Origin of the sequence: Domibacillus sp. (assembly GCF_031181085.1) — a bacterium.
Taxonomy (GTDB): domain Bacteria; phylum Bacillota; class Bacilli; order Bacillales; family Domibacillaceae; genus Domibacillus.
Genome location: NZ_JAPSLE010000004.1, coordinates 128204 through 148528, shown reverse-complemented (window position 1 = coordinate 148528; position 20325 = coordinate 128204). Strand labels below are relative to the sequence as shown.

Below are 20325 nucleotides of genomic sequence, written 5' to 3'. Positions count from 1 at the left end.
GAGTTTATATATTGAAGATCTTAATAATTACAGAATGTCTTGCTGGAGGTGTTCTTACTTATTTAAATAATATATGTGATGAATTTGACAAGGAAAAAAATCAAATAAGTATTATTTATAGTCCAAAAGAACAAACACCACCCCTTGAATTATTAAGAAATAAATTTGGTGAAAATGTGGAACTAAATATGGTTAAGTTTCGAAGAAAGAACCCTAAAGATTACTTTAAGTTATACAATTATTACAAAAATTGTATAAACAACTTCCAACCTGATATCGTACATTATCATTCAACTTTTTCAGGGGCTATAGGTAGAATAATAAATGCTCTTTCTAAAAAACATGAAAAAATTCATACATTTTATACACCACATGGATACTCCTTTTTGAAAATGGATAATAATTTAGTTGTAAATAAACTTTTTCTATATTTAGAAAAAGTTTTAGCGAAACTTGATAAAGAGACTATCACTTTACCAATTTCTATGTCTGAATATAAATATTCATTACAGTTAACTGAAAAAACTGTACTAGTTTCTACAGGGATAAACAGTAAGCTAATAGACAAAATTACTGAAAGCATCAATAACGCTGACTATTCCACTCCCGTCATTGTATCTCTAGGTAGGCTTTCAAATCAAAAAAACCCAAAATTGTTTTTGGACATAGCGCTAGCTTGTAAAGAAAAAGGATTACGAGTAAAGTTCCTTTGGATTGGTGATGGGGAATTAAGGGGATTTGTGGAGAATTTTATTAAAGAAAAGCAATTAAATGGATATGTGGAGATTTTAGGGTGGCTGCCATATGAAAAGGCAATTAAAAGACTAAAGCAAGAAGGAACGATTTATATTCAAACATCATTATGGGAAGGGCTACCGTTGACTATACTGGAAGCGATGTACCTTAGAAAGCCCGTCATTGTAAACAATGCTCCCGGTAATATCGATCCAATAATTCACGGAGAAAATGGATACATTGGAAAAAGTGTTTCTGATTTTGTAAATTATATAGAAAATTTAATTAATGATAAAGAACTGTATAGAAAGCTGTCTTATAAAGCAAAATGTAAGGTGAATGAAGAATATCTTATGGAGAAAAACGTACTTCTTTTGGCAGAACAGTATAATAAGGTAAACAATAAATAATTGAAATGAGATTTTAGAATGGAGTATAAAACAAAATTACCAACTAGCAAAAGAATTTTTCAAGGAGCTTCTTTTGCTTTTGCAGGAAGATTATGTAGCGCTTTTTTAGGTTATATTAACCTAATTATTATTGCAAAAATATTAGATATTGAGCAATTTGGTTTATACAGCTTTATTATAGCATTTTTAACTATTGCATATATTATCGCTAATTTTGGAGTTGAACAGACTCTAATATATATGATTCCCAAAAAACAAAGTCAAGGACACAATGTATACAGAATATTTATTACTACCATGGGGTCTATTATTTTAGTTGCTTCATCTGTAGTTATTTTGCTGATAATACTCCTAGAGAATACGATTTTTATTTCCTTTGAAGGAAAATATAATAATCTATTCATAGCTTTAGCTTTATTTTCTATTCCCATACAATCCATGGTCGTTTTTTATAGAGTCATAAATCAAACTAATTTTAAGTATATATATGCTACTGTACCTGAATATATAGTAAGACCTGTCCTATTTTTTTGTTGTTTAGTTGGTATGTATTATTTAGGTTTCACAAATATAAATTTAGTTTTAGGATCATACGTATTTAGTTATTTAATAGCTTTCCTAACAGCAGTTGTTTCTAGAAATAAAAATGAAAAAGTAAAATTACAATTAAAAGTTGAAAAGGCCTATTTTAAAGACTGTTTTAAGTTTATGAATATTCAACTGCTTAACCAACTATCTCCTTTTATTCTTGTTTACATAATTGGTATATATCAAAGTAATTCAGACATTGGTTTTTTTAGAGTAGCCTTTCAAACAGCAACATTAATTGCTTTTGCTTTAAGATCTATTGAGGTAGTTTATACACCAATATTCTCAAATCTATATAATGACAATATGAAAGAGAAACTAAATTATACTTACAAAAAAAATACAAATTGGATAATTATAATTGCCAGTCTACTCTGTTTGATTGCTATTACCTTTTCGTACGAAATAATGAGTATATTCGGCGAAGAGTTTAAGACTACAGTTTTTCTTTTTCAATTACTCTGTCTTAATCAAATAATAAATACCATATTTGGATCTATAGATTATCTATTAATGGTGGCAGGAAAAACTAGAATAATATTGGTAGCTTCAATATTACAATCTGGTTCAGTAATATTATTAAGCTTATTTTTTATTGAACAATATGGAACTGTAGGAGCAGCAATCTCAATTTTATTTGGAACTTTTATTTTTAGATTAGTGTTAATGGTATGGAGTTGGATAAGTATAAGTATTCACCCATTCTCTGTTAAATATTTTTATTTGGTACTAATTTCATTTTTTAATTTTTTAATTGGATTTTATCTGAATTCTTTAAATATGGAACTCAGTGTTAAGATGCTTTGTTTCTTAATCGAATTTGTATTTTTATTTTTGATACTAGTGTATTTAATTGTATTGGATAAGGAAGAAAAGAAAAAATTGAGAGAAAGAGTAGGGTGATGAGAATGAAGCTTGTTTTGTTATCAGGAGGATCTGGGACGCGTCTTTGGCCTCTTTCTAACGATGCGCGTTCAAAACAATTTTTAAAAGTTTTAGAAAGCAAAGACAAAAATTTAGAATCAATGGTTCAGCGTGTTTGGGGTCAGTTGACTTCTGTTGGATTAAGCGAGTCTGCCGTTATTGCAACAAGCAAGTCTCAAGTTGATATGATTCATAGTCAGTTAGGTTACCAAGTTCCTTTAATTATTGAGCCAAGCCGCCGTGATACGTTTCCTGCGATCGCATTAGCGGCTTCTTTTTTGTATACCGTAGAAAATACAGATTTAAGCGAAGTTGTCGCCATTTTACCGGTTGATCCCTATGTAGAGGACCGGTTCTTTAATCGGGTAAAAGATTTAGGAACAGCACTTCAGGAGAGTGATGCGGACCTTGCACTAATGGGCGTAGAACCCACCTTTCCTTCGTCCAAATATGGCTATATTGTGCCAAGCAGCGATGCAGTAGAAACAGATTACCGCCCAGTGAGCCGGTTTACTGAAAAGCCAAATGAAGAAACGGCGTCACAGCTTATTGAAGAAGGGGCACTCTGGAACTGTGGTGTCTTTGCTTTTAAACTAGGGTATTTAATCTCCATTTTAAAAGAAAACGGTCTTCCAATTGAATATGATCTTTTATTAGAGGAATACGCAAACTTGCCAAAAATCAGCTTTGATTATGAAGTAGTGGAGAAAACAGACAACATTGTCATGATTCCATATGACGGCTATTGGAAAGATCTTGGTACATGGAATACACTTACAGAAGAAATGGCCGCTGAACAAATTGGAAAAGGTGTTGTCTGCGCGGAGTCTAGCAACACACACTTAATTAATGAATTGGATATTCCGGTTACAGTACTAGGCGTGTCAAATGCTGTTGTGGCTGTTAGTCCTGACGGTATTCTAGTAGCAGACAAAGAGAAGAGCCCGAAAATTAAAGAGCTTGTTGGTGGCTTTGATAACCGTCCTATGTATGAAGAGCGGCGCTGGGGATGGTATCGTGTGCTGGACCATGTGAAATTTGAGGGCGGTCAGGAAGTGCTGACAAAACGTATTGGTGTTACAGCTGGGAAAAATTTAAGCTATCAAAAACATTCTTACCGAAGTGAAGTATGGACGATCATCAAAGGGGAAGGCGAATTTGCGTTAAACGATGAAATTCGTTCAGTGAAACCAGGTGATGTGCTGCAAATTACGGTAGGCGATAAACACGGCATTAAAGCTTTGACAGATTTAGAGTTTGTAGAAGTGCAGACAGGGACAGATTTAGTAGAAGAAGATATCGTTCGTATTTTTATGACATGGGAAGAAGTCGAACATCATTGTGAAGCAGCAAAAAAATAAAAAAGCCGGGCGCTTAGTGCGTCCGGTTATTTTAGAGTACTTAAAACTTTAAAACTAGGTATTATGATCTGTTAAAAAAGTTAAGATATAAAGAAAACATACCTGTTAGAGGATTTTTAATTAGAAGAATGACGGTAAGGAGAGGTATTTATCAAAAGAGCAGCATTCATTGGATCAGTCTTATTCATTCTGTATTTTACAATGCTGAGCCATACATTTTTAAAGATTGGTACTCAGCCAGGCGGAGTAAATCTTAAATTACTTCATTCTATTCAAGCAGAGCTATCAAGCGGCTCTTATTTAAATACAGTCGGAAATGTCGCTTTGTTCGTACCTTATGGTCTGGTACTCGGCCTGATCTTTACAAGAGAGCGTCTAATCAAAGCGGGTGCAGCCGGTGCTGCTTTTTCTGTTGGAATAGAATTGATCCAACTGCTTATGCCCAACCGATGGACTGATATTGATGATGTGCTGCTGAATACTCTTGGGTCCTTGCTTGGGTGTGCTGTTTCTTTCTTCTTTGTAAATAAAGATTCAAAAAAAGAAAATACTTCTCTACATAAGTAAAGGAATGAGCTTTATGAACATCAATAAAATTCACCATGCGGCCATTATTTGCTCAGATTATAAACGATCAAAAAAGTTTTATACCGAAATTCTGGGCTTCGATGTAATTGCAGAAACATACAGAGAGGAACGAGATTCCTTTAAGTTAGATCTGCGGGTGGGAGAAATTGATCAAATTGAATTATTCTCTTTTCCAGGTGCGCCGTCACGGCCTAGTTATCCAGAAGCACAGGGGCTGCGCCATTTAGCGTTTGAGGTAGAAGACATTGAGGGATCGGTTCGTGAGCTGGAAGAGAAGGGAATTACGGTGGAGCCGATCCGGATAGATGAAGGAACAGGCAGAAGGTTTACATTCTTTCAAGATCCAGACGGACTTCCACTTGAATTGTACGAGAGGAGCTGACTTTCATTTAATTTTCATCCTTTCTGGATATACTAATACAAGGATATCCAGAGAGGTGATAAAAATGAATCATCAGCAACGAGAAGGATCTGTTTTGAAGGGCCTCTGGTGGGGTGTTCTACTAAGTATACCGCTATGGCTGTCTTTCTTCGGTTGGCTATAGTTTCTTCGTAAGTTCATGTAGAAATAAAGATGGACATTGAAGTGAAATAGGGTATAATTAGGAAAACGCTTTCATTTTTTGAGGGGGGTTGTATCCTATGAATCGCTATTACAATGAACCTGACTTGTTCAATGGCTTGCGATGGGGTATTGGACTTAGTATTCCACTATGGATTTCCTTCTTTGGATGGCTAAAAATGTTTGGAATTTTTTTATAAGAAAAGCGCTTCTTTTACTCTTCGTAATGAAGACTAAATAAATGAATCTGAAACAGAGCATGCATAAGCAGCTCTGTTTTTCTGTTTGATAAGACGGTAAAGAAAATTCCAGGAAGAAAGAAAGGCAGGGGCTCATGCGGAATATCATCAAGCGGGTCTTTTATATAGGGATTGTTTTCCTATTTTTGTTTCCACTGGCACGATCATTTCTTGTCATACATGAAGAGCCAAAGGAAGCAGAAGCAATTATCGTGCTTAGCGGAGATAAGGGACGGCTTATTAAAGCAGCGGATTTTTACCATAAAGGCTACGCGGGCAAGGTCATGCTATCTAATTCTAGTGAAGAGGGAATGACGCCGGAGGAAGCAGCGGCACTTGGTGTGCCAATGAAAGACCTTCTATTAGAAGAAGAGGCGACCAGTACTTATACAAATGCCGTTTATACAAAAGAAAAAATGGTGGAAAACGATTTGGATTCTGCGATCGTCATTTCGTCAGACTATCACATGAGAAGGGTTAAGCTTGTATTTGACCATGTGTACCGCTATAGTGGCATCGAGCTAACCTATGTTTCCTCATTGCGAAATAATCAGGCATGGTATCGGGATTATAATAACATTTTGTGTACGGCTAAAGAATATATCAAGTTGCCCGCGTACGTGCTAATGCTTTATAAATTTATTGATTTGTAGGAGTGAGAAGTATGAAGAAATGGATAGGAATAGCAGCAGTATTACTTGTTATATCAGCTGCCATTATGTGGTTATTAGGTAAAGAAGAACAGGAGCGAGCGCAGCAATCTGCTGAAAAGAACAAACCCGTTGCTGAACAAATTGACTCTGTCAAAGAGCATGTGGCCGAGAAAGAGGTTGAAAGCAAAGAACAGCCAACAGTAGAACCGACTGAAGAAACAGTGGTAGAACCAGCAGCCCCGCAAGTAACCGAAATCCCGGCTGAAGCAAATGAGCTGTTAAAAGAGGCAGAAAAGGCGGAAGCGGATGCATCTTCGGAACAAGCGCCAGCTCCGAAAGCGGAAACGGGTTCAACCGATTCGGGGACGGACGGTCTGCACTTTAGTTCCCAGGAGGAAGCGATGCAGTTTGTATTCAGCCGCTTTTCCAAAGAAGAAATTGCCCTTTATAATAAGGTGTCAGCAAACGGGTTGACGGCGGAACAGCAGCAAATGGCTCTGCAAATTGCGTATTCCCGTTTTAGTGCGGAAGAGGTTGCAGCAATTGAAGCAGCACTGAAATAGAAAGTCAATAAACGGAATTTGTCGAACGAATTAAGCTTACGATCAGGGAAGATAGAATTTATAATGGTAGTATCATCCAATATTGGGAAGGAGGATCATATGCCAAAAAACGTTCTATTTACCCTGGTGCTTGTTTTAGCTATTTCTGTTTTATTTGCAGGCAAGTGGCACTATGACAACAAAATTGAAGTACAAGGTGAGGCAGCTTATGCGGCTTACAAACAAAAAGCGGAGCAAAAAGCTTTCATCAACTCGTTAGATCCGGCATTAAACCCGGATCAAAATCTTGCTGATTATCTTCATTACAAATCTTTAACACAGGACCAGGTGACTATCTCGGTACTTGGAGGCAGTGCAACCGCCGGTATCGGAGCCAGTGATCCAAAATACGCCTGGGGAAAGCGTTTTGAAGCACAGCTTCATTCTTTAGGGAAGGAGTTTCAAAACGTACGCATACATACTCATGGGTTTCCTGAATACTCCACTGCCCGTCTGGTAAAAGAGACAAAAGTAAAAAACGTCATCGGTGACAAACCAGACCTGGTGATTTTTGAAGCCGCCCTTTTCCATAATTATGACCAGCATGTACCGATGGACGAAACAAAAAAGGACGTAGAGGCAATTGTGCAGTCTATACAAAAAAATGTACCTGGAGCTAAAATCCTTTTAACATCCTCTAATCCTATATCGATTGTTTCAGAGGAAAGAACAGAAAATAATATAGGCTATACTTATAACGATTATACGGGAGAACTTACGGAGCTTGCGAAAAAGAAGGAATGGGCTTACGTGAATATCCATCGTGAAATAAATGATCGCCTGGAAAAAGAACATATAAAGCGGTCGAGTTTTTTAAAAGAAGGAACTGATCTGACGGATGACGGGCATTTGATTTGGACTAAAGAGCTTTTGGACTATCTATCAAAATAGAAAGAAGGCCTATGCAGTTGACGATCTTTACATCCTTGTTTCTGAATGTTTGGTAAGATCTATGATCAAGCTGGCACAAAAGCGGGGTAAAACCTGCTTTTGTGCCAGCTTTTTTCAATAAGCGGTATTAAACCCGATTGTTGGAGCCGAACAGCCGGATCTTAGCACGGACAGTTTCTTTAATGGCGTCCCGTCCTTCGCGGAGAAAATCACGTGCATCCGCAATGACTGGCTTATGGTCGAGAACGGTCCGGGTGCTTTCGGCAAAAGCGACCTGGTTTTCGGTATTAACGTTAATTTTGGCGGCGCCGGCTGAGATGGCCTGCTGGATAATGTCTTCCTTAACGCCGGACCCGCCGTGAAGGACGAGTGGGGCGTCCACGCGGGAAGAGATGTCGGCAATGCGGTCACAGCGCACGTTCGGTTCTGCTCGATATAGGCCGTGGGCGGTACCGACGGCGACGGCAAGCGCATTGACTTTTGTTTGTTCCCAGAATGAAACGGCTTCTTCGACGGTTGGCAGCTGTGCATCTTTTTCCTCAACGGTCACATCGTCCTCCGTTCCGGCAATGCTGCCGAGCTCTCCTTCGACCGAAACACCGGCCGCGTGCGCCAGCTCGACTACTTTCTTGGTGAGTTCCACGTTTTGTTCAAAAGGGTAGTGGGAGCCGTCAATCATTACCGATGAAAAACCGGCCCGGATGCACTGTACAATCACGGGAAAAGAACTGCCGTGATCGAGGTGGAGCGCGACGGGTACACGGCTTCTTTTGGCTGCACACCGGGCGATGCTGATCACATAGTCCATGCCCATATATTTAATGGTCGCTTCCCCGACGCCTAAAATAACCGGCGCTTGTTCTTCGTTTGCGGCTTCACAAATCGCCTGGGCGAACTCCATATTGATCATGTTAAAGTGTCCGATGGCATAATGGTTTTTCTTCGCATCCTGTAACATGTCTGTGATCGGCACCAGACTCATTGAACCGCCCCCAATCTTATTTTTTTCACGTAATCCAGGACTTTCGCCGTGACGGCTTCCGGCGTAAAGCCAAACTGCTCCATCATTTTTTCTCCCGGCGCGGATGCGCCAAACCGCTCGATGCCGATGATCATTCCATGCTCTCCGGCATACTTTTCCCATCCGCTTGGATGTGCCATTTCCAGCACGACTCTTTTCCGGATAGAAGGCGGCAGAATCGCCCGTTGATAATCGAGCGGCTGCTGCTCGAACAGCTCTCTGGACGGCATGCTGACAATCATCACGTTGATGCCCTGTGCTTCGAGCTTTGTGCGAACCTGATCGGCGAGATAAACCTCGGAGCCGGTTGCGATGAACAGGACGGCATCGTCCAGTGAAGGTGACTGGTAATAGGTGTACGCCCCTTTCGAAATCGTTTCAAGCTCTGCCGATGAATGCGGCAGCACCGGAACATCCTGCCGGGTTAAGATCATGACTACAGGCAGGGAAGTTTGCTCGAAGGCGAACTGGTACGCAGCGGCTGTTTCTTTCGCATCCGCCGGCCGCATCACAATAAGACCCGGAATCAAGCGCAGGGACGGAATATGTTCGATCGGCTGGTGTGTCGGCCCGTCTTCTCCGTAGGCAATGCTGTCATGGGTGAACACATAGAGGACCGGCTGCTTCATCAGGGCAGACAGCCGAATCGCGGGCCGCATGTAATCAGAAAAAGCGAGAAACGTACCGCCAAAGGTGCGGAGGCCGCCATGCAGGGAAATGCCGTTCATGATCGCCGCCATTGCGAATTCTCTGACACCGTAATAAAGATTAGCGCCTGCCGGGTTTTCAGCGCTGAAGATGCCTTTTTCGTGCAGATTGGTTTTGTTGGAGGAAGCAAGATCTGCCGCACCGCCGATAAGAAGATTGGTGTGTGCGGCAAAGGCATTCAGTATATCTTCAGAGGCCTGCCTTGTTGCGAGAAGCTGTCCTTCTTTGTAGGAAGGGATATTGAGATCTTCTGTCTGGAGAGAAGCATCTTCCATCGCTTTTATGAATTGGGCGGAAAGGTCAGGGTAGTTGATTTGATAACGCTTCCATTTTTGAAACCACTTTACATACTCTTTTTCTTTGGAAGAGGCGATCTCTTGAAAATGCTGCTGCACTTCTTCAGGAACGTGGAAGGGAGGATGCGGCCAGTTGTACGCTTCTTTGACGCGCTCCCTTTCGGCTGCGCCGAGCGGGGAGCCGTGGACGTCCGAACGGCCTGCTTTGGACGGGCTGCCATATCCGATAATGGTATTTACGATAATAAGAGTTGGGCGGTCGCTGTGATGAGCGTGCTGGATGGCTTGTTCGATTTCCGTGAAGCTGTTGCCATCCTTTACGGATAGAACATTCCAGCCATAGGCTTCGAATTTTTTGCGTGTATCTTCGGTGAAGGTTAAAGAGGTGGGGCCGTCTAAACATACCTGATTGGAGTCAAAAAGAACGATAAGCTTATTTAATTTCAAGTGGCCGGCTAAGGAAGCCGCTTCCTGGCTGACACCTTCCATTAAGTCGCCATCGCCGCATATCACATATGTGCGGTGGTCAACAATGTTATAGTTTGGTCGGTTGTACGCGGCAGACAAGTAGCGTTCAGCAACGGCCATGCCGACAGCCATCGCAAACCCTTGTCCAAGCGGGCCGGTTGTGGCTTCGACGCCTTCTGTGTGTCCGTATTCAGGATGGCCGGGCGTTTTGCTTCCCCATTTTCGAAACTGCTTTAAGTCATCGAGCGTGATATTAAAGCCGCTTAAATGAAGGAGGCTGTACAAAAGAGCTGATCCGTGGCCGGCGGAGAGAACGAAACGGTCCCGGTTCCACCAGTCAGGGTGCCGGCTGCTTTGGGTTAAAAATCTGCTCCAAAGTGTGTAAGCCATAGGGGCAGCGCCCATCGGCATACCGGGATGGCCCGAGCTTGCCCTCTCTATAGCATCAATGGAAAGCATGCGAAGTGTGGTCACAGACAAGTTTTCAATGTCAGACATGAAAGAACCTCCTCTGCAAAATGAGAGTGATAAATTTTGGGAATCCACTCTTTTTATCATAATATGCTCATTTTTTTTCAAAATCAATAAAATTTTGATCAAAAAAATAAATGTACAATCAAGAAATGATCAATTATAATAAAAAAAAGTAAAAAACGAATCAATATTCTGAAAATTAAATCGTAGGTGAGCAGCTATGATCACAAAGCAAAGACACAACCTGATGCTTGAAATCATCAAGGACAAAAAAACCGTCAGCATTTCGCAGCTGGCAAAAGAGCTGGGTATCTCCGATGTAACGGCCCGGCGTGATGTGGAGTTTCTGGAGAAGCAGTCCAAGAACGTGATTCGAATCAGGGGAGGAGCTGAATGGAAAGCAGACCTGCCGGATTATTCAACAAAGGATTTGAACGATCGTTTTCAGCAGCAATACGAAAAAAACAGGGTTGAAAAGCAGCAAATTGCCCGAAAAGCCGCATCTTTAATTGAATATGATGAAAGCGTTATCATAGATGCGGGATCGACCACCTTTCATCTTGCTCAAAGCCTTGATTCGCAAAAAAGAATCACCGCTTTTTTAACGGCCGTGAATATTGCCGAGGCACTTGAAGAAAAAGAAAACATTACAAAGGTATTGATGGGCGGCATTTTTCGCTCACGGACGACCACGATTGTCAGCTCCGTTTTAAAAGACAGCTTGAGCACTTTGTATGCGGATAAGGTATTTATCGGTGTATCCGGGGTGTCGATGGAAAAAGGGTTTACGTGTCACGATTTATTAGAAGTAGAGGTAAAGAGAATGCTTGCCCGCTCGGCACGGGAGGTCTACTGGCTGGCGGATTCTTCAAAAATGAATGCGATTGCCTCATTTCAGGTTCTAGACCTGGAATCTCATCATACTATTATTACGGATGACAGAATTGAATCTTCTATTCTTGAACAATTACGGCGAAGAGTGAATGTGATGATTGCTGAAAGGAGGTGATGATGTGATGAACATGCTGATCGCACAATCGGGCGGGCCGACAGCGGTTATTAATCAATCATTGTATGGAGCTGTTTCGGCTGCTGTGGCAAATCCGACAATCGGTCATATATACGGCTCCTTGAATGGAGTGGAAGGCCTGCTGCACGACCGGATGGTGCTGCTTGACGGTGAGCTGAGTACGCTGGAAAAAGCGGCCCAGCAGCCAGGAGCTCTTCTCGGCGGATCAAGATATGAATTACTCGAAGAGGATATCGAACGGATTATCCGCAAAATGGATGAACGGGATATTCGTATTTTCTGCTACATAGGCGGAAACGGATCGTCCAGAACGGTTCATGCGCTTCACGATTACGCACAATCGATCCGGAAAGACATGGTGTTTGTGCATATTCCGAAAACCATCGACAACGATTTGTTTGGCACAGATCACACGCCCGGCTACGGCAGTGCCGCCAGGTTTTTGATCCAGTCGATTCAGTGGATTGGAGCGGATATGGATTCTTTAGGCACGTATGATCAAATTGAATTGATTGAAGTGATGGGAGGAAATTCAGGCTGGCTGGCGGCTGCGAGTGCTTTTGGCAAAGAAAGGCCAGACCAATTTCCCCAGCTGATTTATCTGCCGGAAAAAACGCGAACACTCGAGCAATTTCTGCAGGAGATCGAAAGCCATTACCGGAAGTTCAAAAAGCTGATGGTCATTGTTCCCGACCATTTTCAAGTGGACGGCATCCGCTCTGCGTCTTCCGCCAATAAAAAAAGAAAAGGCTATAACGGCGGCATCACCCATACGCTGTCGAGTGAAATTGTTGGCAAGCTCGGCTATAAAACAAGGCTGACCAATCCCGGCTCCTTATATAGAAGCGCTTTTGGCCTGGCCTCCCAAACAGATCTTCAGGAAGCGAAGCTTTTAGGAGAAAAAGCGGTTGACGCAGCACTGGGCGGTTCGTCCGGTGTGATGATGGGCTTAAAGCGGCTGCAGGATGACCCGTATTGCTGCGCGGTCGAAGCAGTGCCATTGAACGATATTGCCGGAAAAGAACGAACGCTTCCTTCTTCTTATTGGGATGATCAAGCTCAAATGGCTACTCCAGCCTTTCAAAATTATTTACGGCCTTTAATCGATTTCAATATTATGAAACCGCTTACTGTTTTGCGTAAATCAATTTAACATTGAGGGAGATGAATCTTTTGAAGAAAAAATGGTTTTCAACGCTCTTTGCTGCTTCATTATTAATGACTGCATGTTCCCCTCCTTCAACATCCAATACAGCCGGTTCTGAGCCAGAGCAGGAAGCATCCAAAAGCGACGACGGAAGAACGCAGGTGCGCTGGATGCAGCACTGGGTAAATGAACAAGGTCCTGACAAAATCAACGAAGTAAAAGCTGCTTTTGAAAAAAAACACCCGGATATTGAACTCATCATTGAAGATATTCCTTTCGCGCAGGAGCATGACAAGCTCTTATCCCTGGATTTAGCGGGTATGCCGCCGGATGTCATTACGGCTTCGGGAGCCTGGGTAACAGAGTTTGCGGACGCCGGTATGATTGACCCGATTGATCCGTATATTGAGAAGCTGCCGGAAGACTACCAGGCGGCTATTGAAGGCCCAATGACACAGCCGTGGAAAGGCAAGCGCTACGGCATTCCGATTACGAACGGAAACATTGCCTTGTTTTATAATAAGAAGCTTCTCGAAGAAGCAGGTGTCGAGCCGCCTAAAACATGGGACGAGTTTTTAGCTGCCTCCATTAAACTAACGGATACAAGCAAAAATCGATATGCACTGACAGGCAACCTGGCTGCTGAGCCGCCAACGGTTATTTCTTACGAGGTATTCCCGTTTATCCTTCAAGCCGGGGGGAAAATTATCGAAAATAACCGGGCGGCCTTTAATACGCCAGAGGGCGTAAAAGCATTGGAGTTTTATAAGTCTTTGGTAAAAGAACACAAAGTCACAACGCCTGGTGAATTGAGTGCGGGTGAAAAAGAAAAACGGGCGAACTTCTCAGCAGGAAATGTCGCTTTTATGTTTGAAGGCCCGTGGGGCGTTAAAATTCAAGAAGGCTTGAACCCTGATTTAGAATTTGGGGTTGTTCCTCTTCCGGCTGGTGAACAAACAGGTACGATCGCACAGGGCTCGGTTCTGACTCTAGCATCAAAAGGGAAAAACAAAGAAGCGGCCTGGAAGTTTATCGAGTTTATGGGCAGTGCAGAAGGACAGCTGCTGTGGGACAAAGCGACAAACTTCTTCCCGTACAATAAACAAACGATGCAGGACCCTTATTTCCAGGAAGACCCGTATTTGAAGGTGTTTATCGATCAAGCGGAAACGGCAGACCGGGTAGAAGTGATTGACAACTTTCTGCCGCAGGCGAATGATTTAAGAAAGCAGTTTACAATTGAAGTGCAAAACTATTTAACGGATAAAAAGACAGCGAAGGAGGCTTTGGACGATGCAGCGACATATTGGAATGCAGCGTTTGAAAAAGCTGAGCAGTGATGGTCTGCGGGGGCTCTCAAAGAGCCTCCCTTTTTCCAAAAACAAGGAGGAACCGTCAGGAAATAAAGTAAAGGACCTGCAGCAGTTCTTTGTAAAGGTTTCTTTTATTATGCCGGCGATGACGCTTTTGATTCTGTTAACAGGCTACCCGCTTTTCCAGGTGATTCAAATGAGCTTTTACGATTACACGGACAAAGCGAATCCAGTTTTTGCCGGTCTGGCAAATTACAGCCACTTTATTGTCGACCCGCTGTTTTGGAACGCCTTAAAAAATACCGTTATTTTTACTTTTACGAGTGTACTTCTTGGGCTGACGGCCGGCATGACCTTTGCCCTTTTATTAAATCAGCCGATCAATTCGAAATTCCGGGGCGTATTCCGGGCGCTTTTAATGTTTCCGTGGCTGACGTCTTCCACGGTTGTAGCTGCGATTTTTATGCTCATGTTTAATCCGTTCGGCCTCGTCAACTATCTGTTGAAAGGCATTGGGCTGGAGACCATTTCGCAGACGGCGTGGCTGAGCAATGAAACAACGGCTCTTTTTGCGGTCATTATCGCCAATGTATGGCGCGGTTTTCCGTTTATGATGCTGATGATTTTAGCGAGCCTGCAGACGATTTCTCACGATTTATATGAAGCAGCTGATATTGACGGTGCTGGCTTTTTTCAAAAGCTGTTCTACATTACCATTCCCCAGATTAAAAACATCATCTTAACCGTAGCGGTTTTAGAATTTATCTGGAATTTCCGCTCTTTTGACCTTGTGTTTCTTATGACGGGCGGAGGTCCGGTAAACTCAACCGAAATTCTATCCACATATGTGTACCATTATGCATTTAGAACGCTTGATTTTGGCTATGCATCTGCGACCGCTATTTTCATGCTGATGATCATGATTGTGATTTCCTCGTTGTACATTCGGGCGTCGATTCGAAAGGAGAGAGCGTAAGATGACAAGCAGGCCGCAATACACAACGTATGCAGCTTTAATTGTATTGGGAAGCATCGCGCTTCTTCCGATTTTTTGGATGGTCAGTGTGTCTTTCAGGGCCAACACCGAGGTATTCTCTATGCCTCTGTCGATCCTGCCGCAAAACTGGACGCTTGAGGCGTTCGGAAAGGTGTTTGAAAATGCAGAGCTGATGAAGCTGTTTGTAAACAGTTATATTATCGCCCTGTCTGTCACGTTTGTTTGTCTTTTGTTTGCTGCGTTAGCGGGCTACGGATTTTCCAGATTCCAATTTAAAGGGAAGAGAACAGCCGTTACATACATTTTGATTACACAAATGTTCCCAATGGTTCTTCTCGTCATCCCATACTTTTTGTTTATTACCCGCGTGGGCCTGTACAACAGTTATTTTGCTCTTATTCTGGCTTATACATCGTTTGCGCTGCCGTTTTCCATTATGATGATGCGTGATTTTATCACGACGATCCCATATGAACTGGACGAAGCGGCTAAAATTGATGGCTGCGGTCCTTTTCGGACATTCTTTTATATTATTCTCCCGCCAAGTCTGCCAGGATTAATTGCCACGGGTGTGTATACCTTTATCCTGGCCTGGAATGAATTTTTATTTGCGATCGTGCTGACCAATTCGATTAGTGTCCGGCCGCTTACCATCGGGATTGGCATGTTAATTGGGGAATTTACGACCGAATGGAATGCATTAATGGCCCTGTCTTTTATGGCCAGCGCACCGCTTATCGTTGTGTTCCTGTTCGTTCAAAAGTATTTCCTGCAAGGCTTAACAGCTGGAAGTGTAAAGTGAGGAGGGAGAATATCATTTTAGAAAGAACCGGGTATTGAAAGAATAAACCCCGGTTCTTCTTTTTTCTTTTTTGAGCCGTGCAAAAAGTAGGGTGTGACGAATGAGGAACACGACCGCTGCTCATCTTCTGGAAAACAGAGCTGTCACAATTTGTCGAGAGAAAAAGATGGTTATTTCGAGTTTTTGTAGGATAATAGACTTATAAGATATCTCAGCATCGAACTAATACATCCAGCATGCCTGCATATGTTGTCGGAATCCATGAGCCAGGCTTTATATGGACTGAAATGGTTTGGATACCTTATTTTTAGGCTTATTCTCTTTAAAAAGTGTTCCATTTCATTTTTTCGCTTGTTTTGTTCTTTCTAAAGAACAAAAATGGTATAATAAGAGTATACTACAGAACGAATAGTGGACAGGTGGCTGTGCCGGTAAATAAAAGGAAAGCAATCAGGTGTCAAGCAATCCGGTTTACAGCATCATAGAGTGTAAACAATTTTGTCACACTCTATATGTGTTTTAGGTAAAAAGATTCATGAGTTTATATGCGCTTAAATATGTAAATTAAATATATTTTTAATTTGAGAGAAAGGCAGATGTAATAATGAAAGCAGCGTTTGGAGAACGGGAAGCGATTCAAAATCGTCTTTATCAAATTGATCAGACAGAAAGAGAAATTAGACGGCATTTTGATTTGGAACGAAAGCAATTAGAATTCAGGCTGGCGATGATGAAGCTGCCGAATGCAAAAAAGAGAGCCGGCAGTGTGAAGGAACGACGGCGGTCAGCGTATGTAGAATATTTGCAGGAAGTGATTGTGGCGTATTTAAAACAGGAAAAGCGTCCTGTCCGCGGCTTTACGGTTCAGCAGTATGTAGAAGAACAGACCGGCCACCATATTGGCAATATGAGCGCATTTATGAATGCACTGATGCCAAAATATCCGGAGGTCCGCAAGCTTGGGCGCGGGCTGTATGTGTGTGAAAAAAAGATATTGTCGCACGCATAAAGTAAAGGAAGGCAATGTGGCTTTACTGGAGAAAAAGCGCACAAAATGAGTGTTTAAAGTTGCGAAATAACAAAAAGAAATTTATTATTTTTTAGTAACTTAAGTAGACCAAAAGTTACTCATTTATAGTATAATATGGAACTAAATGAAAGATTAAGAAAGATCATCTGTCATTTCCTAGGAGGGAACGGGATTCATTTTGAGCGGAAGATTTACCGAACAACAAGCGATTAAAACAAGACTAAGCCAAATTGATCAGGCGGAAGCACAGATGCTGGAAGTATTACAAAAAGAGCGGGACGCACTTTTAACAAGACTGCAAGAGCTGGAAACCAGTGAAGGCAGGGAGAAGGAGCATGCAGTAAGCCGCCGCCCAAGAGAAAATGTACATGAGCTGCGCGAGGTGGCCGTTGCCTATTTAAGAGAACGAAAGGAGCCGGTTCGTGCAGTGGAAATTCAGGAGTTTGTCGAACGAGCAACCGGCAAGCGCATTTCCAACATGAGCTCCTTTATGAAAGCATTAGAGCCCGAGTATGACCGCGTTGTACGGCTGGGCCGAGGCTTATATATTTATGAATATGGAGTAAAGTAAGAAAAAGCCGCCTTTACATAAGGCGGTTTTTTTCATGTTGGGGATCGAGTGGAATGGAAGCTCTATATAAAGAGTGTGGCGTTGTTTTTCATAAACGGACAGAATCATTCATTTATAAGGCAAAATACCTACCAATCAACCCTTCCTTTCCAGAAAAAGAACTGTTTATTATTTCCTTTTTAGATAGGGCTCTTGGTTATTTACATTTTTTCTTTCATCCTGTGAATGGGCGCTGGAAGTCCTTTCCCTGTGAAATCCTGTATGTACAGTGTAGGTAGTATATTGATCTCAGACTGGAAGAAAACTAAATTATATTAAATAAATATTATTCAAAATATAAACGTTTTTTAGCGATATAGGTCGAAAGTGTGTTTTGGGAAAGGACACTAAAAATCCTTTAACGACGCGGTTTGTTAGAATTTGTCGAGCGAATACACCTATAACTTTAGTGTTTTTTTCTTTATAATAAAGACACTGCGAACATTGTGCGAAAAGGCAAAATCGCTGAAAAGCGATGACGCAAAACTATAGGGGCTAACGGGAATCTATGCCAGCCAGTTGTCGAATACGATCTCGGACACTCATATAAAGGAGGGCATTTATTATGCCGTTATACAGTATGAAGGAGATCTGGACGCCGCTTAAATGGGTAGGCATCAAATTCTTTAAAACGCTGAATGAAGGAAGCTACTACATGAAGGTAGGAAGCCGTCCAAGAAAAAGAATCAGCTGACTGGCAAAACGTATACCAGGTCTCGAAAACTAAAAAGTATAAAAAGAAAACCGCCCCGGCATGCAGGGCGGTTTTCTTTTTATACTTTAAAGGTACTTGTTAAAGCTTGCAGCTCTTCTGCCATGGAAGCAAGTGATGCAGAAGACGATGAAATTTCCTGCATGGCGGCCATTTGGTCTTCAGTTGAAGAAGAGACCTGCTGGGTGCTGGCGGCCGTTTCATGCGAATGAGAGGTGACGAGGCGAATCACCTCTTGAACCTGCTCGGTGCCTGACTGCAGCTGTTTCACAGAGGCGGAGACCGCTTCGATATGGCCCGACACTTCCCGGGCAGCCGCGTGAATGCTTTGGAAGGACTCACCGGAATGATGAACGGATTCCATTCCTGCTGTGACTTCGCCGATTACTTGTTTCATCGATTCAACCGAGCGGGTGATCTCAGCTTGGACAGCGGCAACCAGTCCATTGATCCGGGCAGCCGATTTGGATGACTGCTCGGCTAACGTCCGTACTTCTTCGGCAACAACGGCAAAGCCTTTGCCGTGCTCGCCGGCCCGGGCTGCTTCAATTGCTGCATTCAGTGCCAGCATGTTCGTCTGACCGGCAATCGTCGTGATGACTTCTGTGAATGTGCCGATTTCCTGGGAACGTCTGCCGAGCTCTTCAATGACAGAAGCCGTTTCATGCACGGTTTCCTGGATGGTATGCATCTGAGTCACCGCTGTTTGAATCGACGTGCTTCCTTCCTCTGACTTGGAAAGAGATTCACCGGCACTGCGCATCATTTGCTTGGAGCGTTCGGCGATTTGCCCGACGCCGGCTGACATGCCTTCAACCGTCCGCGTCATATCCTCAATGCTTTGCCGCTGTTCATCGGCAGCTGCTGCCACACTGGCTACCGTGGAGAAAATTTGTTCAGACGCGCTGCTCATTTCTTCAGCATTGGCCGTCAGTTCCTCGGAGGAAGCCGCTACTTGCCCAGTATGCGCAGAGATCTGGGTAATCACATGGCGCAGCTGTCCGGTCATTTTGCTGAATGAAGCGGACAGGCGCCCGATTTCATCCTCGCTGTGCAGAACCGTACCTTCTGTCCGCAAGTCTCCTGCGGCGATCCTTTCCGATTGATCCGCTATATCGCGAAGCGGCTTTAACGTCCGTCTCACGATCCAGATGAAAACGGCGGAAAACAGTGAGGCTATGACAATCGTGCTGATGATCGATTGAATAATATTATCCCTCAGTGACTGCTCGACTTCACTAAGTGCTTTTTCGGCAATAGAAGCATTGGCGAAATAAGGAGCGGTATCGATTTGTGCAGACAGCACGTAAGTTGTTTTTCCATTTTTTACAACAGGGTAAAAAATATCCGCCTTTTGCTCGTTCACATGCAGCTGCGGCTTTCCACTTTTCAGCACGGCTCCAATATTGTCGTTTTGGATGGTGTCTCCTTGTTTCCAAAACGGTTTTTCACCCTCTGCCGTATTTCCTGTTAACACAAGGCCGTCCGGACTGAGCATGTAAATGCCTTTTATCCCATTTCCCTTATGAATATAGGTTTTTAAGGATGCCTCAAAAATATCGGCATTCATGGCGGCCTCGAGTACGCCGCGTCCATCTGCTCTTGGAACAATCATAAACTTAAAGATTTCCATCGTTTCCTGCTTTAAAATAAGCGGCTCTGCAATAACTGGCGTTTTTCCGTCAAGAACCGAGCGGTACGCTTCGTTAAACGAAAATAAATTCAGCCCAAGTGAGGCTTCCTCCGTAGATTGCGTAAACACACCCTGCCGGTTCGCCAGGTAAAGATCTGTCATGCCGGTTTGTTTGGCGATTGCTTCAAGATCCGCATTGGTCAGCCCGCGTGCGGTATCCATCTGCTGAAGAGTATAAGCCGCATTTAACATGGTTTTATCCACCTGCTCTTCAAGCGAGAGGAGGTGGTTTGACATATTGGCCGTTAATTCGGTCAGTTCTTCTTCAACACTTTTTTGAGAGTTTTCATTCATGTGTACAGAAGCGGCATCCATTTCTTTTTTCAAGGACCGGGACTCGATCCATTGCAGAAAACTGGAGCACGCGAGAAGTAAAACAATTAGCACAACAAGCAAACTAATAATCTTTCGTTGTATGGACAAACAGATAACCTTCTTTCTAAGAGTGTATATATAGGTAAAATGACCCTT

The 20325-nt window shown here is 42.8% G+C and carries 19 protein-coding genes and 1 riboswitch; of the genes, 16 read left to right on the top strand and 3 right to left on the bottom strand.

What is annotated here, in order from left to right:
- The first annotated feature begins 11 nt into the window (after window positions 1-11).
- The 8 genes from RIN81_RS08170 to RIN81_RS08135 all read left to right on the top strand — a co-directional run bounded on the left by RIN81_RS08170 (window position 12) and on the right by RIN81_RS08135 (window position 7553).
- Window positions 12-1145, top strand: a complete 1134-nt coding sequence (locus tag RIN81_RS08170; protein ID WP_309089151.1) for a glycosyltransferase — start codon at window positions 12-14, stop codon at window positions 1143-1145.
- 18 nt (window positions 1146-1163) lie between these two features.
- On the top strand, window positions 1164-2636 hold the full coding sequence (locus RIN81_RS08165) for a lipopolysaccharide biosynthesis protein (protein WP_309089149.1): 1473 nt from the start codon (window positions 1164-1166) through the stop codon (window positions 2634-2636).
- Between the two features lie 5 nt (window positions 2637-2641).
- Window positions 2642-4018 (top strand): sugar phosphate nucleotidyltransferase, encoded by a 1377-nt coding sequence (locus tag RIN81_RS08160; RefSeq protein WP_309089147.1) that lies wholly within the window; start codon window positions 2642-2644, stop codon window positions 4016-4018.
- Between the two features lie 150 nt (window positions 4019-4168).
- Entirely contained in the window at window positions 4169-4585 is a 417-nt protein-coding gene (locus RIN81_RS08155; RefSeq protein WP_309089399.1) for a VanZ family protein, read from the top strand.
- A gap of 13 nt (window positions 4586-4598) precedes the next feature.
- Window positions 4599-4988, top strand: a complete 390-nt coding sequence (gloA2, locus tag RIN81_RS08150) for an SMU1112c/YaeR family gloxylase I-like metalloprotein (protein WP_309089145.1) — start codon at window positions 4599-4601, stop codon at window positions 4986-4988.
- A gap of 514 nt (window positions 4989-5502) precedes the next feature.
- Window positions 5503-6060, top strand: a complete 558-nt coding sequence (locus tag RIN81_RS08145) for a YdcF family protein (protein ID WP_309089143.1) — start codon at window positions 5503-5505, stop codon at window positions 6058-6060.
- Window positions 6061-6071: 11 nt separating this feature from the next.
- Complete coding sequence (locus tag RIN81_RS08140; protein WP_309089141.1) at window positions 6072-6623, top strand: hypothetical protein; 552 nt, start codon at window positions 6072-6074, stop codon at window positions 6621-6623.
- Window positions 6624-6641: 18 nt separating this feature from the next.
- Complete coding sequence (locus tag RIN81_RS08135; RefSeq protein WP_309089139.1) at window positions 6642-7553, top strand: SGNH/GDSL hydrolase family protein; 912 nt, start codon at window positions 6642-6644, stop codon at window positions 7551-7553.
- A gap of 127 nt (window positions 7554-7680) precedes the next feature.
- Here the strand turns inward: RIN81_RS08135 and fba are convergent, their stop codons facing one another.
- Together fba and tkt are read right to left on the bottom strand one after the other, a co-directional pair.
- Entirely contained in the window at window positions 7681-8535 is an 855-nt protein-coding gene (gene fba / locus RIN81_RS08130) for a class II fructose-1,6-bisphosphate aldolase (RefSeq protein ID WP_309089137.1), read from the bottom strand.
- Window positions 8532-10544, bottom strand: a complete 2013-nt coding sequence (tkt, locus tag RIN81_RS08125; protein ID WP_309089135.1) for a transketolase — start codon at window positions 10542-10544, stop codon at window positions 8532-8534. The genes fba and tkt overlap by 4 nt, the downstream gene beginning before the upstream one ends.
- 196 nt (window positions 10545-10740) lie before the next feature.
- On the opposite strand from tkt, the gene RIN81_RS08120 reads away from it, so the two are divergent.
- From RIN81_RS08120 to RIN81_RS08085, 8 genes are all read left to right on the top strand, one after another.
- Complete coding sequence (locus RIN81_RS08120; RefSeq protein WP_309089133.1) at window positions 10741-11529, top strand: DeoR/GlpR family DNA-binding transcription regulator; 789 nt, start codon at window positions 10741-10743, stop codon at window positions 11527-11529.
- A 7-nt stretch (window positions 11530-11536) separates the two neighbouring features.
- Window positions 11537-12703 carry a diphosphate--fructose-6-phosphate 1-phosphotransferase gene (locus tag RIN81_RS08115; RefSeq protein ID WP_309089397.1) on the top strand — a complete coding sequence of 389 codons (1167 nt, stop codon included), beginning with the start codon at window positions 11537-11539 and terminating at the stop codon, window positions 12701-12703.
- A gap of 20 nt (window positions 12704-12723) precedes the next feature.
- A complete protein-coding gene (locus RIN81_RS08110) occupies window positions 12724-14037 on the top strand; it encodes an ABC transporter substrate-binding protein (protein ID WP_309089131.1) in 1314 nt (437 codons plus the stop codon).
- Window positions 13991-14986, top strand: coding sequence for a carbohydrate ABC transporter permease (locus RIN81_RS08105; protein ID WP_309089129.1), 996 nt, complete (start codon window positions 13991-13993; stop codon window positions 14984-14986). Before RIN81_RS08110 ends, RIN81_RS08105 begins: the two co-directional genes overlap by 47 nt.
- A gap of 1 nt (window position 14987) precedes the next feature.
- On the top strand, window positions 14988-15809 hold the full coding sequence (locus tag RIN81_RS08100; protein ID WP_309089127.1) for a carbohydrate ABC transporter permease: 822 nt from the start codon (window positions 14988-14990) through the stop codon (window positions 15807-15809).
- A gap of 604 nt (window positions 15810-16413) precedes the next feature.
- Window positions 16414-16818, top strand: a complete 405-nt coding sequence (locus RIN81_RS08095) for a Rok-like winged helix domain-containing protein (protein ID WP_309089125.1) — start codon at window positions 16414-16416, stop codon at window positions 16816-16818.
- A gap of 199 nt (window positions 16819-17017) precedes the next feature.
- On the top strand, window positions 17018-17410 hold the full coding sequence (locus RIN81_RS08090) for a Rok-like winged helix domain-containing protein (protein ID WP_309089123.1): 393 nt from the start codon (window positions 17018-17020) through the stop codon (window positions 17408-17410).
- 484 nt (window positions 17411-17894) lie between these two features.
- A riboswitch (cyclic di-GMP riboswitch) is annotated at window positions 17895-17976 on the top strand.
- A gap of 38 nt (window positions 17977-18014) precedes the next feature.
- Window positions 18015-18143: a hypothetical protein gene (locus tag RIN81_RS08085; RefSeq protein WP_309089121.1), complete on the top strand. Its 129-nt coding sequence runs from the start codon at window positions 18015-18017 to the stop codon at window positions 18141-18143.
- A 79-nt stretch (window positions 18144-18222) separates the two neighbouring features.
- Here the strand turns inward: RIN81_RS08085 and RIN81_RS08080 are convergent, their stop codons facing one another.
- Window positions 18223-20277: a methyl-accepting chemotaxis protein gene (locus RIN81_RS08080; RefSeq protein WP_309089119.1), complete on the bottom strand. Its 2055-nt coding sequence runs from the start codon at window positions 20275-20277 to the stop codon at window positions 18223-18225.
- Window positions 20278-20325: the final 48 nt, after the last annotated feature.